Source organism: Rhodococcus sp. NFXS4 (assembly GCF_058139645.1).
The window spans coordinates 2,139,649-2,153,969 of the sequence record NZ_CP192221.1; the positions used below are offsets into that span (position 1 = coordinate 2,139,649).

The following is a 14,321-nucleotide window of genomic DNA, read 5'->3' on the forward strand; positions in this document are numbered from 1 at the left end:
CCGGGGTCAACGACGGGCGGAGTGCGCCCTGTCGCCGAGAGACTGCAGGAACGCCCAGGCGTCCGCGACGATCACGTCGAGATCGGTGAGCTCGGGCTTCCAGCCGAGCTCGGCCATGGCCTTCTCGCTCGACGCGACGAGCACTGCCGGATCGCCGGCTCGCCGGGGTGCGTCCGTGACGGCGATGTCGACCCCGGTGACGCGGCGGCACGCGTCGATGACCTCGCGCACCGAGAACCCTTCGCCACTACCCAGATTGAAGATCCGGTGACTCCCGGGGACGCTCTGGGACAGGGCGCGCAGGTGCGCGTCGGCCAGATCGCGGACGTGAATGTAGTCACGGACGGCCGTACCGTCCGGTGTCGGCCAATCGGTGCCGAACACCGAGATGGACTCACGGTGTCCGAGAGCGACCTGCAGGACGAGAGGAATGAGGTGGGTCTCGACGACACGGTTCTCGCCGAGGCCGGCGTGTGCTCCGGCCACGTTGAAGTACCGGAGGCTGGTCGCCCCGAACCCGTGCGCCGCCGTGTATCCCGTGATCGCATGGTCGATCGCGAGCTTGCTGGCTCCGTACGGGTTGGTGGGCCGAGTGGGGAAGTCCTCCGTGATGGGCGTGCGTTCGGGCTCCCCGTACGTCGCGGCGGTCGAGGAGAACACGAGGCGCGGAACCTGGTGCTCGACGATGGCATCGAGCAGTTCCAGCGCCGCACCGAGGTTGCCGCGCCAGTACTTCTCCGGCTTCTCCACCGACTCGCCGACCAACGACTGAGCCGCGAAGTGGAGGACCCCGTCGACCTTCTCGCGTCCGAGCACGGACGAGACGACCTCGGCGACGGGGCCCTCGACGAACTCCGCACCCGAGGGCACCCCGTCGGCGTTGCCGGTGGACAGATCGTCGACCACGACGACGTCGTGATCGTTCTCCATCAGGACGGCCGCGCACACGCTGCCGACGTAGCCGGCGCCGCCGGTCACCACGAACTTCACTCGAACTCCGATTCCTGTGTCTGGGAACTCCGCGAGAGACCCGAGCAGCTAGATGGTGCGGACCTGAACGGCGTGCGCCATCTCCTCGGACAGGTCGACGTCGTCGTGGCCCGGCACGGTGATGGTGACCGCGCCCGGCGTGACGGACACGGTGACGCGCGCGTCCGGGACGACTCCGGCCTCGCGCAGGCGCGCGATCGTGTCGGGGTCGGACTGCACGTACTCCGCGAGGCGGCGCACCACCACGGCGGTGGGCGTTCCGGGCGCGATGTCGCTGAGGCGCACCAGATCCTCCGGCTGCTCGGTCGGCCGGGACGAACCCAGCAGTGCCAGACCGGGAATCGGGTTCCCGTACGGCGAGGTGGTCGGGTTGTCCAGCACCTCGACGAGGCGACGTTCGACCTCCTCGCTCATGACGTGCTCCCAGCGGCAGGCCTCGGCGTGCACGTCCTCCCAGCGCAGGCCGATCACGTCCACGAGCAGCCGCTCGGCGAGCCGGTGCTTGCGCATCACGGCGACCGCGAGCTCGCGGCCCTTCTCCGTCAGCTGCAGATGCCGGTCGCCCGCGACCAGGAGCAGCCCGTCGCGCTCCATCCGAGCCACGGTCTGGCTCACGGTCGGTCCGCTCTGCTCGAGGCGCTCGGCGATGCGGGCGCGCAGGGGAACGACCCCTTCTTCTTCCAAGTCGTAGATGGTCCGGAGATACATCTCGGTGGTGTCCACCAGATCCTTCACAATCACACCCTTCGTCGTCGTGGATTCTACCGGTACGGACGGTTCACCGGTGGGTCCAGGTGCGGCGTGGTGAGCCGCGGTGCGTCCGCCCTGCCACGACCCGTCGAGCACGTGTGCGCGAGTCGATCACGAACGCCGAATCGGACACGTAGGTTGAGGGCCATGACTCTGCAGTCGTCCTCGACATCGCAGTCGCCTCCGGGGCAGCCCGCTCTGGTCTGGAGCGCGGACTACCTGAACTACCGGTGGAGCGACGACCACCCGATGAATCCCACCCGTCTCGCACTCACCATGGATCTGGCACGGGGGATCGGTCTTCTCGAGGGGACCGAACTGCTGCCGCCGGAGGTCGCGTCGGACAGTGAGCTGTTGCGGGTGCACACACCGGGGTACGTCGAAGCGGTCAAACGCGCGCCGCGTGACCTGCCGCTGGGTTCGCGGGCGTCCGAGGTGCTGCACGGTCTCGGATCCGAGGACAACCCGGTGTTCCCCGACATGCACGAGGCCAGCGCGGTCATCGCGGGTGGCACCCTGACCGCCGCGCGGGCCATCGCGTCGGGACGCTCGCGCCGCGCGGTGAGCATCGGCGGGGGCATGCACCACGCCATGGCCGACTGGGCGTCGGGCTTCTGCGTCTACAACGACGCGGCCATCGCCATCTCGTGGCTGCTCGACAACGGGTACGACCGCATCGCCTACATCGACGTGGACGCTCATCACGGTGACGGTGTCCAGGCGGCGTTCCTCGCCGATCCCCGCGTCATGACGGTCTCGGTGCACCAGCACCCGGCCACGCTGTGGCCCAACACCGGATGGTCCACCGAGGTGGGTGCCGACGCCGCGGAGGGCACCTCCGTCAACGTGCCGGTCCTGCCCGGCACGGGAGACCGGTTGTGGTTGAGAGCGTTTCACGCGGTGGTGCCCGGAGCGGTGGCGGCGTTCAAGCCGCAGATCATCATCAGCCAGTGCGGCGTGGACAGTCATCGGGAGGATCCGCTCGCCGATCTCGGACTCACCGTGGACGGGCAGCGCGCCGCGTTCCGTGCGATGCGCGACCTCGCCGACCAGGTCTGTGAGGGTCGGTGGCTCGCGGTGGGGGGTGGCGGATACGGGTTGGTGCGGGTGGTGCCCCGTGCCTGGACCCATCTCATCGCCGCGGTGCTCGACCGCGATCTCGATCCGACGACGTCCATTCCGGACGAGTGGCACGAGAAGGTGCGGCTCGCCGCGCCGAGCATCGACCTGCCGTCCACGATGAGCGACGACGGCGACGTGGACTACCCGCCGTGGGACGGGCCGGGTGGTTCCCCGGAGTCGGGTGTCGAGCACGTCGATCGCGCCATCCAACGCATCGACACCGCCATCGTGGCCACCCGCCGCGCCGTCTACCCGCTGTGGGGACTCGACCCGGAGGATCCGCGTGACTGACGAGACACCCGCACCCGAGACACCGACAGCGCAGACGGCACCGGACGCGCCGACGCCGCCGGATCCGAAGGAGCTCGAGCGGCAGCGGGCCGAGAACTACCCGCGGCACTGGGCCGCCGACGTGCTCGCGTCCGACGGCCGCGTGGTGCATCTGCGGCCGATCGTGCCCGGTGACGCGGACACCCTGGTCGAGTTCCACGGCAAGCTGTCCGAGCGGACGCGGTACCTGCGCTACTTCGGTCCGTACCCCACCATGCCCAAGCGCGACATCCTCAACTTCACGACGGTCGATCACACGTCGCGGGTGGCCCTCGTCGCGACGCTCGGCGACGAGATCATCGCCGTCGGCCGGTACGAGCGCCTGCCGCAGGGCGACGGCAACTCCGCCGAGGTGGCCTTCGTCGTCGCCGACGCGCACCAGGGTCGTGGGCTCGGTCCGATCCTGCTCGAGCATCTGGCGGGGGCGGCCGCGGAGAACGGGGTGCGCCGCTTCGTCGCCGAGGTGCTCGCGGAGAATCGCAACATGGTCACCGTGTTCCGGCAGGCCGGCTACCAGGTCAGTCGCAGCTTCGACGGCGGCGTGCTCAACCTGGACTTCGACATCGATCCCAGCGACGCGCTCGTCCAGGTGCGCAACTCCCGCGAGCGCGCGGCCGAGGCCCGCAGCGTCCGCAACGTGCTCGGCCCACGCTCCGTCGCCGTCATCGGTGCCTCGACGGACCCCGAGAAGGTGGGCAACGCGGTGTTGACCAACCTGCTGCGCGGGTCGTTCACCGGACCTGTCTATCCCGTGAACGCGGAACACACGTCGGTGCGCGGAGTGCGCGCGTACCCGACGGTGCGGGACATTCCCGACGAGGTGGATCTCGCGGTGGCCGCCGTGCCGGCCGACCAGATCGACGCGGTGCTCGACGACTGTCTCGCCAAGGGCGTGAAGGCGCTGGTGGTGGTCTCGTCCGGGTTCGGTGAGACGGGAGAGGACGGGCGCGCGAACGAACGGCGCCTGGTGCACTCCGCTCGTGCACACGGCATGCGCCTGGTCGGCCCCAATGCTCTCGGCGTCGCGAACCTCGATCCCGCGGTGTCGCTCAACGCCACGCTGGCGACGGACCTCCCGGGTCGCGGACGCGTGGGCTTCTTCTGCCAGTCGGGTGCCCTGGGTATCGCCATCCTGGCGCAGGCGTCGAAACGGCTCCTGGGACTGTCGACGTTCGTCTCCGCCGGCAACCGCGCCGACCTGTCCGGCAACGACCTGCTGCAGTACTGGGACCAGGACGAGGCGACCGAGGTGGTCCTGCTCTACCTCGAGAGCTTCGGCAACGCCCGCAAGTTCTGGCGCATCGCGCGCCGGGTCGCGCGGTCCAAGCCGATCGTCGCCGTCAAGAGCGGACGCGGAGCCGTGCCGCCCGCGCTGGCGACCGGCACGGACATCGACGACACGATCGTGCGTGCCCTCTTCGAGCAGGCGGGGGTGATCCAGGTCGACTCGATCGCGGAACTGTTCGACTGCGCCATCCTTCTGGGTTATCAGCCGCTGCCGGCAGGTCCGCGGGTCGCGGTGGTGGGCAACTCGACGGCGCTCGGCGTCCTCGCCGTCGACGCCGCACGCGACAGCGGCATGACCGCACCGGACCCGGTCGACGTGGGCGCGCAGGCCACGCCCGAGGAGTTCGCGGCCGCGGTCACCACGGCGCTGCGGTCGGACGACGTGGACACCGTTCTCGCGGTCTTCGTGCCTCCGGTCGCCGTCCGTGTCGCCTCCTACGCCGAGGCACTCGGCGCGGCGGTCCGCGGCGCCGACAAGCCGGTGCTGACGACCTTCCTCGCCGCCGAGGGCATTCCGGACGTGCTGGCGGTCCGCGGCGACGACGGAACGCCGATCCGCGGATCGGTGCCGTCGTATCCCGACCCGGCGCGGGCGGTCTACGCGCTGCAGAAGGCGTGGCGGTACGCCTCGTGGCTGAATCGACCGGCCGACAGCGTGGTGCGGCCCGGCGGCGTCGACGCCGACGCGGCGCGCGCACTGGTGGCCGGCTGGATGGCGGCCAGTCCTTCGGGGCGGTGGCTCTCGGACGTCGAGACCGAGCAGTTGCTGCGGTGCTACGGCGTGGAGATCGCCGCCTTCCGCACGGTGACGGACGAGGCCGAGGCGGTGGAGGCGGCCCGCGAGCTGGGAGGACCCGTCGCGGTGAAGGCCACCGGCGATCAGTGGCGACACCGCCCCGACCTGAGCGGTGTCCGCCTCGACGTCGTGGGGCCGGACGCCGTCGCCCGCGCGTACCGGGATCTGTTCGAGGCATCGGGCACCCCGGTGATGCAGGTGCAGCGGATGGCGACCAAGGGGATCGGGTGCCTGGTGCGGGTCCAGGACGATCCGTCGTTCGGCTCACTGGTGTCGTTCGGGCTGTCCGGCATCATGTCGGATCTGCTGGGAGACAGGGCGTACCGCGTGCTCCCACTCACCGAGAGGGAAGCCGCGGAGCTCATCGACGCGCCGCGGGCGGCGCCGATGCTGTCGGGGTACCGCACCGCGTCCCCGGTGAACAAGGGCGCGCTGGTGGACGTCGTGCTCCGGGTCTCCACACTGGCGGACGATCTGTCCGAGGTGCGCGAGCTGGTGTGCGACCCGGTCCTCGCGTCACCGAGTGGCGCGGAGACCACCGACGCACGGATCCGCATCGGGCCCGAGCCCAGCCGTATCGATCTGGGCCCCCGTCGCCTGCGCTGAGCCCGTGAACGACGACAGCCCCCGGCGAGAGCCGGGGGCCTGTCTCGTGATGCGGGGGTCGATCAGCTGGCGTAGGACCGCAGTCGCTCGGCGCGGTCGCCCTGACGCAGCTTGCCCATGACCTCACGCTCGATCTGGCGAACGCGCTCACGCGAGAGGCCGAACAGCTTGCCGATCTGGTCGAGGGTGCGCGGCTGACCGTCGTCGAGGCCGTAGCGCAACCGGATGACCTGCTGCTCACGCTCGTCCAGCGTGGCGAGCACGCTGCGCACGTCGGTGTGCAGCAGCCCGGCGATCACGGCGTTCTCGGCGGACGTGGCCTCCGAGTCCTCGATGAAGTCGCCCAGCGGCGCCTCCTCGTCGCTGCCCACGGGCATGTCGAGCGACACCGGGTCTCGGCTGTGGTCGAGCAGATCCGCGATCTTCTCGACCGGGATGCCGGACTCCTCGGCGAGCTCGTCGTCTGTGGCCTCGCGGCCGAGCTGCTGGTGCAGCTCACGCTTGATCCGCGCGAGCTTGTTCACCTGCTCCACCAGGTGCACGGGGAGACGAATGGTGCGGCTCTGGTCCGCCATGCCGCGCGTGATGGCCTGACGGATCCACCAGGTGGCGTACGTCGAGAACTTGAAGCCCTTGGCGTAGTCGAACTTCTCCATCGCACGGATGAGACCGAGGTTGCCCTCCTGGATGAGGTCCAGCAGCGGCATCCCGCGGCCCGTGTATCGCTTGGCGAGTGAGACGACGAGACGGAGGTTGGCCTCGAGGAGGTGTGCCCGAGCGGACTGGCCCTCGCGGACGATGAGCGCGAGGTCACGCTTCTTGGCGGGGGAGAGGCGTTTCCCGGTCGCGAGCACATGGGTCGCGTACAGACCCACCTCGATCTTCTTCGCCAGATCGACTTCCTCCGCGGCCGTCAGCAGAGCCGTGCGGCCGATACCGTTGAGGTAGACGCGAACGAGGTCCGCTGCCGGGCTCTGTGCATCCAGGTCGGCATCACTCGGTCGAGGGCGAATGGTGGTGGGGCTGGTCATGACGTGCCTCCTGATCGGTGGTGTCTCACTGGCTACAACGCCGGGACACGTCAGAAAAGTTCCCGAAGCCCACCTCCGTCAAACACTCTGAGCTGCGGTTTCACCACCTCAGCCCTGAGAAGTTGCTGAGAGAAACGACTGCTCGGCTCAGGTGGGGATCACCAACCCGTGCACGATGAGCCCCGCGACCAACGCGACGACCGAGTCCGTCAGCTCCGCGGCGTCCACACCGCGTGCGGCCGCGAGAAGCTCGGTGAGGTCGCCGACCGTCAGTCCGCCCGCGCGCATCCCGGCCAGGAGTGCCGCCCCGTCCGCATCGATCTCGTGGGACCACGCGGGCCCGTCGCCGCGGTGGACCCGGCGTACGACGGTGGTCCACCCACCGTCCGGATCGGGGGTGGAGACCTCCTCGAGTGCCGTGGTCGGGGCGACGGCCACACACTCGTCGAGCAGATCGTGTGTGCGGAGCCAGTCCACCCGGTCCAGGACGTCGAGTGCCTCGTCGCCGAGGGGATCCTCGTACCCGTGCATCAGGTCCTCCGCGAGGACGCTGGTGGGCCGGTCGGTCCGGCGGAGGTACACGAAGCCGAAGCCGACACCCGTGACGCCGGCGGCGTCGAGGTGATCGAGCCAGGCGGTCGCCGTCTCGTCGACGGCCGGGTCTCGCAGATCGAGTCCGCCGTCCCGCAGCCACGTGCCCACGTAGAGAGCGGGGTCCGCGATGTCGCGCTGCACTATCCACGCGTCGACACCGTGGTCCGGCAGCCAGGAGGCGACCCGTGACCGCCAGTCCTTACCGTCCACGTGAACCCAGGAGGCGAGCAACGACGCGGTCCCGCCGGGAGCGAGATGGTCCGGTGCCGCTCCCACGACGAGGCTGCTGGCACCGTCGAGGTCCAGGCCGGAATCGCGGTAGGAGTGGGAGACTCGGCCCGATCCGACGACGAAGGGCGGGTTGGCGACGATGCGATCGAAGGTCCGCCCCGCGACGGGTGCGAACCACGAGCCCGGGATCGTCTCGAAGTCCAGACCGTTGAGGGCAGCCGTCATGCGGGTGAGGGCGATGGCCCGATCACTGACGTCGGTGGCGGTGATCGACCGGGCGTACGGCGCCGCGTGGAGCGCCTGGATGCCGCAGCCGGTACCGAGATCCAGGACGGTGGGCAGACTCCCGTCGACACGGGTGGGTGTCCCGCGGACCAGCGACAGCGACGCGTGCCCGACGCCGAGCACGTGATCGGATCCGATACGGACGTCGCGCATGCTGCCGTCGATGTCGGACACCACCCACCGCGTGCCCGTGCCGAGATCGAGGGGGCGGATGTCGAGCAGACTGCGCACGGTGTCGCTGCCGGTCTCGAGGAGGCCGGCAGCAACCGCTCCGTCGAGTGTCGTCGGCGCGAGGGCGGTGGTCGCGGCATCGATCGCCACGTCGTCGGAGAGCAGGAACAGCAGGACGAGAGTGCCGAGGGGACCGAGTTCTCCGCACCGGCGTCGCACCGGTGCGGGTTCGCCACGTCCCAACGCGGCATGAACCGAGTCGCCCAGTGCCTCCAGGATCCCGTCCGCAGTGAAGTCCGCTCGGTCGAACGCGACCCGCAACGTGGACGCGAGGTCGACGAGGCGGTCCGCGTCCACCGGGACGGACGGGGGAGGCGAGGTGCGGTGGTTCGAGTCGGTCACCGCGTCAGTGTGTCAGCAGACCGATCTCGGGACGGACCCGTCTCAGGACGTGGCGCGCGGATTCGAGATCGCGCGGCGGTCGAGATCGGGTTCCTCGTCGAGGTTCACCACCGGGTGGCTGCGGGCCTCCAGCGCGGTGGAGTCGGTCGCCCGCCAGCCGTAGCGGCTGGGCTCGTCCGCGGTCCGCGGCGGTCGGTCGTTGGCGATCAGGACTGCCATCCACGGGAGAGGAATGGACACGCCGACGATGGCCATGGCGATCCACGGGTTCTGCCACGCGCCGTACGACAGCGCCGCGAGGACCAGCGCCGGGATACGGAAAGACATGATGAAGAGGTATTTGCGCACGCGCGCTCGGTGCTGTTCCTCGACCGACGTTCGTGCCTCGGTGATCAGTACGGCCTCGCGAACGCTGTCGCGGGGTGAGATGCCGTCGTGTGCCATGACTCCACTGTGTCACTACTGAACGAAGTGTGCAGTAATCGGAGGTGGTGAGATGTGCGACGCGCGTGTCGGGAACAACCGTCATAATCGATGCATGAGCACGCAGACCAAGGAACGCCCCGACGTCAGCACCGACGAGACCACCGACGACGACACTCCGAAGTTCTTCCACTACGTGAAGAAGAACCGCATCGCCGAGAGCGCGGTGATGGGCACCCACGTCGTCGCACTGTGCGGCGAGGTCTTTCCCGTCACGAAGTCGGCCAAGCCCGGGTCACCCGTGTGCCCCGACTGCAAGAAGGTCTACGACGGCTTGCGCAAGGGCGAGTGATCCTGCCGATCACGCGTCACCTGACGCTTCTCCGGTGACTCGCCGCCGTCCCGATCCGACCGTGCGATGCGGATCGGGCCGGTGGCCAGCCGGCCGAGAGCGCCGACGGTGCCCGCACCCGGATCGGCTGCTTTCTCGGCGATCCATCCCTTGACCTGGTCCATGCGTGTGGCGCGCGCCGGCCAGAACTCCTGGACCGTGGCGTTGAACTCCGCCCCCAGCACCACCGCGAATCCCAGGAAGAACGTGAAGAGCAGGAAGGCGATCGGAGCCGCGAGCGCGCCGTAGGTGTAGCCCGTTCCGGTCACCCAGGACAGGTAGGTGCGCAGCACCGCACTCGCCAGCATGAAGAACACTCCGGCCAGCAGCGATCCGCCGAGCAGGCGGTGCCACGGCAGCGAGGTGTGCAGAGCCACCTTGTAGAGCGTCGTCAGGCCGACGATGAGCAGCAGTCCGACACCCGGGTAGTACGCGATGTCGATCACCTGCGAGCCGATCTCGAACCACGACGACGGCAGCACCCGACCGATGATGGTGGGCCCCAGCGCGACGAGGGGCAGGACGAACACCGCGACGATCAGGAACGCGACGTACAGCAGCAGGGCGAAGATGCGCTGCCACACGGGGTTGCGCGCGTCCTGCTGACCGTGTGCCTCGACGATGGAGTCGACGAAGGTGGAGATCGCCGACGAGCCGGCCCACAACGACAGCAGGAAGCCCACGGACACGACGGGACCGTGTCCGCTGTTGAGGATGTCCGTCAGCGTGGGGGCGATGATCTCGTCCACGACGTTGTCGCTGAACAGCGTGGAGCTGAACGTCACGATCTTCGACTCGATGATGTCGAGAGTGTTCGGTCCGAACCACCCCGCGATGTAGGTGAGGCTGCCGAGGAGTGCGAGCACCAGCGGCGGCAGCGACAGGGTCTGCCAGAAGGCCGCGGTGGCGGACTTGCCGAAGATGGAGTCGTCCCACGCCTTGCCCGCCGTCCTCGCGACGACGCGCCAGGCCGTGCGCAGCGGCCGTCCCGGGACGGGACCGGGCCCCGGCTCTCCGTCGGGCGTCGACGCTGCCGCGGTGTCCCGATCGGACGTGTTGTCGGCGGGTGCGCTCATGATGACTCCAGCATGGCCCACCGGCGTCGCTCGGGCACGTCCCGGCCCGGTGTGTCGCCGTCGCGGGCACCGGCGGCGACGTGCGCATTGGTGGGCGTGCCGACGTCCGCGATAGTCTGATCGACGGATGTGCACACGAGACGACGAGCCGAACGGGAGTTCCATGCCACGGGTGGTTCGCATCCTTTCAGGTGGACGTACGGCGCCGGACGAGGCCCGTTCATGACGGCCGAGATCGGCGAGAAGGTCGACAGCGCAGGAGGTCTCCCTGTGACAGGGCCGGCCGGAGTCACCCTGCCGCCACTGCGCGCCTGGCAGCGGCGAGCGCTCACGAAGTACCTGTCGGCGGGTCCGACCGACTTCCTGGCCGTCGCCACTCCGGGAGCCGGCAAGACCACGTTCGCGCTTCGCGTGGCGCTCGAGCTGCTGAGCGACCGCACCGTGGACCAGGTCACGGTCGTCGCTCCCACCGAGCACCTCAAGCACCAGTGGGCGGAGGCGGCGGCGCGCGTCGGACTCGCCCTCGACTCCCGCTTCTCCAACAGCACTGGGCAGACGTCCAGCGACTTCCACGGCATCGTCGTCACGTACGCACAGGTGGCGTCGCACCCTTCCCGCCACCGGGTGCGGACCGAGAACCGCAAGACGCTCGTGATCCTCGACGAGATCCACCACGGCGGTGACGCCAAGAGCTGGGGCGAGGGCATTCGCGAGGCCTACGGCGACGCGACGCGCCGCCTGGCACTGACGGGAACGCCCTTCCGCAGCGACGACAGCCCCATTCCTTTCGTGAATTACGAGCCGGACGACGAGGGCCTGCCCCGGTCGCGCCCGGACCACAGCTACGGCTACGCCGACGCGCTGGCGGACGGTGTCGTGCGGCCGGTCGTCTTCCTCGCGTACTCGGGCGAGGCACGCTGGCGCAACAGTGCGGGCGAGGAGTTCGCCGCCCGTCTCGGGGAGCCGCTCAGCGCCGAGCAGACGGCGCGGGCCTGGCGTACCGCTCTCGACCCGTCCGGTGAGTGGGTGCCGTCGGTGCTCGCCGCGGCCAACACCCGGCTGCACCAACTCCGGCAGGGCGGCATTCCCGACGCGGGTGGCCTCGTCATCGCGTCGGACCAGACCACCGCGCGCGCCTACGCGGGAATCCTCGAGGCGGCGACGGGGGAGACCCCGACGCTCGTGCTGTCCGACGATCCCGGGTCCTCGGCCCGCATCGCCGAGTTCGGCGCGGGAACGTCGACCTGGATGGTGGCCGTGCGCATGGTGTCGGAGGGCGTGGACGTCCCGCGCCTCGCGGTCGGCGTCTACGCGACCAGCGCCTCCACACCGCTGTACTTCGCCCAGGCCGTCGGGCGCTTCGTGCGTTCTCGCCGCAAGGGTGAGACTGCGAGCGTGTTCCTGCCCTCGGTGCCGGTGCTCCTGGACCTGGCCAGCCAGCTCGAGGCGCAGCGCGACCACGTCATCGGAAAGCCGCACCGGGAGAAGGACGGTCTCGACGACGACCTGCTCATCGAGGCGAACCAGCAGAAGGACGAGCCCGGCGAGGAGGAGAAGGCGTTCACCTCGCTCGGTGCCGACGCAGAGCTCGACCAGGTGATCTTCGACGGCTCCTCCTTCGGCACCGCGACGTTCTCGGGCAGCGACGACGAGGCGGACTATCTCGGCCTGCCGGGCCTGTTGGACGGCGACCAGATGCGCGCGCTGTTGCGGAAACGGCAGGAGACGCAGCTGGCACGCCCGGCGACGCCCACGGAGACTCCGGCTCCGGTCACCCTCCCGCCCGCCGGGCGGTCCGCGGACGCCGCGAAGCTGGCCGATCTGCGCAAGGAGCTCAACGGCCTGGTGGCGATGCATCACCACCGCACCGGCAAGGCCCACGGCATCATCCACGGCGAACTCCGACGGAGCTGTGGTGGGCCGCCCACCGCGATCGCGACGGCGGAGCAGCTCACCGAGAGGATCTCGGCCCTGCGTTCGTGGTGATCGCAGCACTGCGCGAGCCCCGCGCACGACGAAGGGCGACCACCGGATCGGTGGTCGCCCTTCGTGGTGTCAGGAGTCGAGTGCTGATGCTGTGGGACCGAGTGCCCCGGTCATCACGCCATGGCGTCGGAATCCGCGTCAGCGACGATGGTGGCGTTCATCTCGAGGAGACGCGCTTCGTGCTCGTTGGCGTGGTGACGGCAGAACAGCAGTTCTCCGCCGGTGGGGAGGACGGCACGCACCCGCGCTCCCGCTCCGCAACGATCACACCTGTCGGCAGCGGTGAGGGTGGTGTCGGTCAACAATTCGGGCATGACTCCTCCGTACTGACCGTGACTACCACGGTCCTGGGGTCGGTCCGCCACGTCGGTTCGACGCGGTTCGTTCACTCTTACAGACGTATGGGGTTCGTGCGTTGTTCCCACGCGGATGGCCGTGTGTTGTCACAGACACGAAACATGCTGGTGAATCACGTCCCTCCCGAGCATCGTTCGCTGTCGGCAGAACTCACCCGCCCCTGTGCGCCCGTGTCGCGACCGGTGGATACGGTTCGACCATGACGGATGTGGACGCGCGCGGCCTCGCGTCGGTGGGGCGTTCGTTCCCGCCGTGGTCGGTGCCGTTCGTCTTCGTGGTCGGAGCGCTCGCGCAGTATCTCGGTGCCGCCATCGGCGTCCATCTGTTCGACACCATCTCGCCGGCGGCCGTGGCGTGGCTGCGCGCGGCAGGCGCAGCGGCCGTTCTGCTGGCCTGGCGTCGTCCCTGGCGCACGCGATGGACGGCCCGCACCATCGCGGTGGCCGGTGGGTTCGGTGTCGTCACGGTGGGAATGAACCTGGCGTTCTACGAGGCGATCGCCCGCATCCCGTTGGGCACCGCCGTGGCGATCGAGTTCCTCGGTCCTGTCCTCGTCGCCGCACTCGGATCGCGGCGCGCTCGCGACGTGCTCGCACTCGTCCTGGTGGTCGCGGGAGTCGCGCTGGTGGCCGGAGCGCGATTCGACGTGGGCCTGGTCGGGGTCGGTTTCGCACTCCTCGCCGCCGGACTGTGGGCCGGCTACGTGGTGCTCGGGAAGTCGGTCGCGACGGCGGGCGACGGGCTGGACTCCCTCGCCGTCGGCATGGCGGTGGCGTCGGTGATCCTCGCCCCGCTCGCGTTGACGCCCCAGGTACTCGACGATCCGTCGGTGTTCACCGCGCCGTCCACGTGGCTGCTGGGTGTCGGGGTGGGTGTGTTGTCGAGCGTGATCCCCTACGCGCTCGACCAGGTGGTCCTGCGTACGGTCGGACGGGCACGGTTCGCGTTGTTGCTCGCGTTGCTGCCCACCACTGCGACGGTGGTCGGCGTCGTGGTGCTGAGGCAGGTGCCCTCGATCGCCGAACTCGCGGGCATCCTGTGTGTGATCGTCGCCGTCGCGCTGGGCGGTGTGGAACGACGCGCACGACCGGCGCCGCCGGCCGACACGACGCGACTGCAGGACCCGACACGAGAGGACGGCCGATGACCGAGATCCTGGTACACATGTGCCCGGCGGCGGACTGGGAGGCGAGTGTGGCCGCGGGGGAGGTGGCACCCGCGTCGCTCGCCGAGCAGGGGTTCGTCCATCTGTCGACGCCGCAGCAGGTTCATCTCCCGGCCAACCGGCTGTTCGCCGGGCGCCGGGACATCGTGCTGCTGTCGTTGGACCCCACTCGACTGAAGGACCGTCTGGAATGGGAGCCGGGAGTACCCGGCGATCCGAGTTCGATGCTGTTCCCGCACCTCTACGGACCGGTCCCGCTCACCGCGGTGGTCGAGGTGCAGCCCTATCTGCCCGACGACGACGGGACGTTCGTCGCCGTCGGGTGAGG

At 69.6% G+C, this 14,321-nt stretch carries 13 protein-coding genes; 6 read left to right on the forward strand and 7 right to left on the reverse strand.

Going from position 1 to position 14,321, the window contains the following annotated elements; translation table 11 throughout:
* Positions 1 to 6 precede the first annotated feature (6 nt).
* Together galE and J4E04_RS10055 are read right to left on the reverse strand one after the other, a co-directional pair.
* On the reverse strand, positions 7 to 990 hold the full coding sequence (galE, locus tag J4E04_RS10050; RefSeq protein ID WP_027505167.1) for a UDP-glucose 4-epimerase GalE: 984 nt from the start codon (positions 988 to 990) through the stop codon (positions 7 to 9).
* Positions 991 to 1,038: 48 nt separating this feature from the next.
* The gene (locus J4E04_RS10055) at positions 1,039 to 1,725 is read right to left on the reverse strand and encodes an iron-dependent transcriptional repressor DtxR (RefSeq protein ID WP_027505168.1); all 687 of its coding nucleotides are present in this window, start codon (positions 1,723 to 1,725) and stop codon (positions 1,039 to 1,041) included.
* A gap of 162 nt (positions 1,726 to 1,887) precedes the next feature.
* On the opposite strand from J4E04_RS10055, the gene J4E04_RS10060 reads away from it, so the two are divergent.
* Both J4E04_RS10060 and J4E04_RS10065 read left to right on the forward strand, forming a co-directional pair.
* Positions 1,888 to 3,153 carry an acetoin utilization protein AcuC gene (locus tag J4E04_RS10060; RefSeq protein ID WP_027505169.1) on the forward strand — a complete coding sequence of 422 codons (1,266 nt, stop codon included), beginning with the start codon at positions 1,888 to 1,890 and terminating at the stop codon, positions 3,151 to 3,153.
* Positions 3,146 to 5,881, forward strand: a complete 2,736-nt coding sequence (locus tag J4E04_RS10065) for a bifunctional acetate--CoA ligase family protein/GNAT family N-acetyltransferase (protein ID WP_490150429.1) — start codon at positions 3,146 to 3,148, stop codon at positions 5,879 to 5,881. Before J4E04_RS10060 ends, J4E04_RS10065 begins: the two co-directional genes overlap by 8 nt.
* 62 nt (positions 5,882 to 5,943) lie before the next feature.
* Here J4E04_RS10065 and J4E04_RS10070 read toward each other — a convergent pair whose 3' ends face one another.
* The 3 genes from J4E04_RS10070 to J4E04_RS10080 all read right to left on the reverse strand — a co-directional run bounded on the left by J4E04_RS10070 (position 5,944) and on the right by J4E04_RS10080 (position 9,039).
* On the reverse strand, positions 5,944 to 6,912 hold the full coding sequence (locus J4E04_RS10070; RefSeq protein ID WP_027505171.1) for a sigma-70 family RNA polymerase sigma factor: 969 nt from the start codon (positions 6,910 to 6,912) through the stop codon (positions 5,944 to 5,946).
* A gap of 147 nt (positions 6,913 to 7,059) precedes the next feature.
* A complete protein-coding gene (locus J4E04_RS10075) occupies positions 7,060 to 8,550 on the reverse strand; it encodes a DUF7782 domain-containing protein (RefSeq protein WP_490150530.1) in 1,491 nt (496 codons plus the stop codon).
* 87 nt (positions 8,551 to 8,637) lie between these two features.
* Entirely contained in the window at positions 8,638 to 9,039 is a 402-nt protein-coding gene (locus J4E04_RS10080; protein ID WP_056444840.1) for a DUF3099 domain-containing protein, read from the reverse strand.
* Positions 9,040 to 9,133: 94 nt separating this feature from the next.
* Here J4E04_RS10080 and J4E04_RS10085 point away from each other — a divergent pair, with 94 nt between their 5' ends.
* Positions 9,134 to 9,370, forward strand: coding sequence for a DUF3039 domain-containing protein (locus J4E04_RS10085; RefSeq protein WP_027505173.1), 237 nt, complete (start codon positions 9,134 to 9,136; stop codon positions 9,368 to 9,370).
* Here the strand turns inward: J4E04_RS10085 and J4E04_RS10090 are convergent.
* Positions 9,343 to 10,485: a YihY/virulence factor BrkB family protein gene (locus J4E04_RS10090; RefSeq protein WP_081821180.1), complete on the reverse strand. Its 1,143-nt coding sequence runs from the start codon at positions 10,483 to 10,485 to the stop codon at positions 9,343 to 9,345. The two genes, J4E04_RS10085 and J4E04_RS10090, sit on opposite strands and share 28 nt — an antisense overlap.
* 222 nt (positions 10,486 to 10,707) lie before the next feature.
* On the opposite strand from J4E04_RS10090, the gene J4E04_RS10095 reads away from it, so the two are divergent.
* Positions 10,708 to 12,471: a DEAD/DEAH box helicase gene (locus J4E04_RS10095; protein ID WP_222637635.1), complete on the forward strand. Its 1,764-nt coding sequence runs from the start codon at positions 10,708 to 10,710 to the stop codon at positions 12,469 to 12,471.
* A gap of 113 nt (positions 12,472 to 12,584) precedes the next feature.
* Here the strand turns inward: J4E04_RS10095 and J4E04_RS10100 are convergent, their stop codons facing one another.
* Entirely contained in the window at positions 12,585 to 12,785 is a 201-nt protein-coding gene (locus J4E04_RS10100) for a DUF7455 domain-containing protein (RefSeq protein ID WP_027505176.1), read from the reverse strand.
* A gap of 242 nt (positions 12,786 to 13,027) precedes the next feature.
* Between J4E04_RS10100 and J4E04_RS10105 the strand changes: the two genes are divergently transcribed.
* Positions 13,028 to 13,975 carry an EamA family transporter gene (locus tag J4E04_RS10105; RefSeq protein ID WP_082544481.1) on the forward strand — a complete coding sequence of 316 codons (948 nt, stop codon included), beginning with the start codon at positions 13,028 to 13,030 and terminating at the stop codon, positions 13,973 to 13,975.
* On the forward strand, positions 13,972 to 14,319 hold the full coding sequence (locus tag J4E04_RS10110; RefSeq protein ID WP_027505177.1) for a DUF952 domain-containing protein: 348 nt from the start codon (positions 13,972 to 13,974) through the stop codon (positions 14,317 to 14,319). Before J4E04_RS10105 ends, J4E04_RS10110 begins: the two co-directional genes overlap by 4 nt.
* The last annotated feature ends 2 nt before the right edge of the window (positions 14,320 to 14,321 follow it).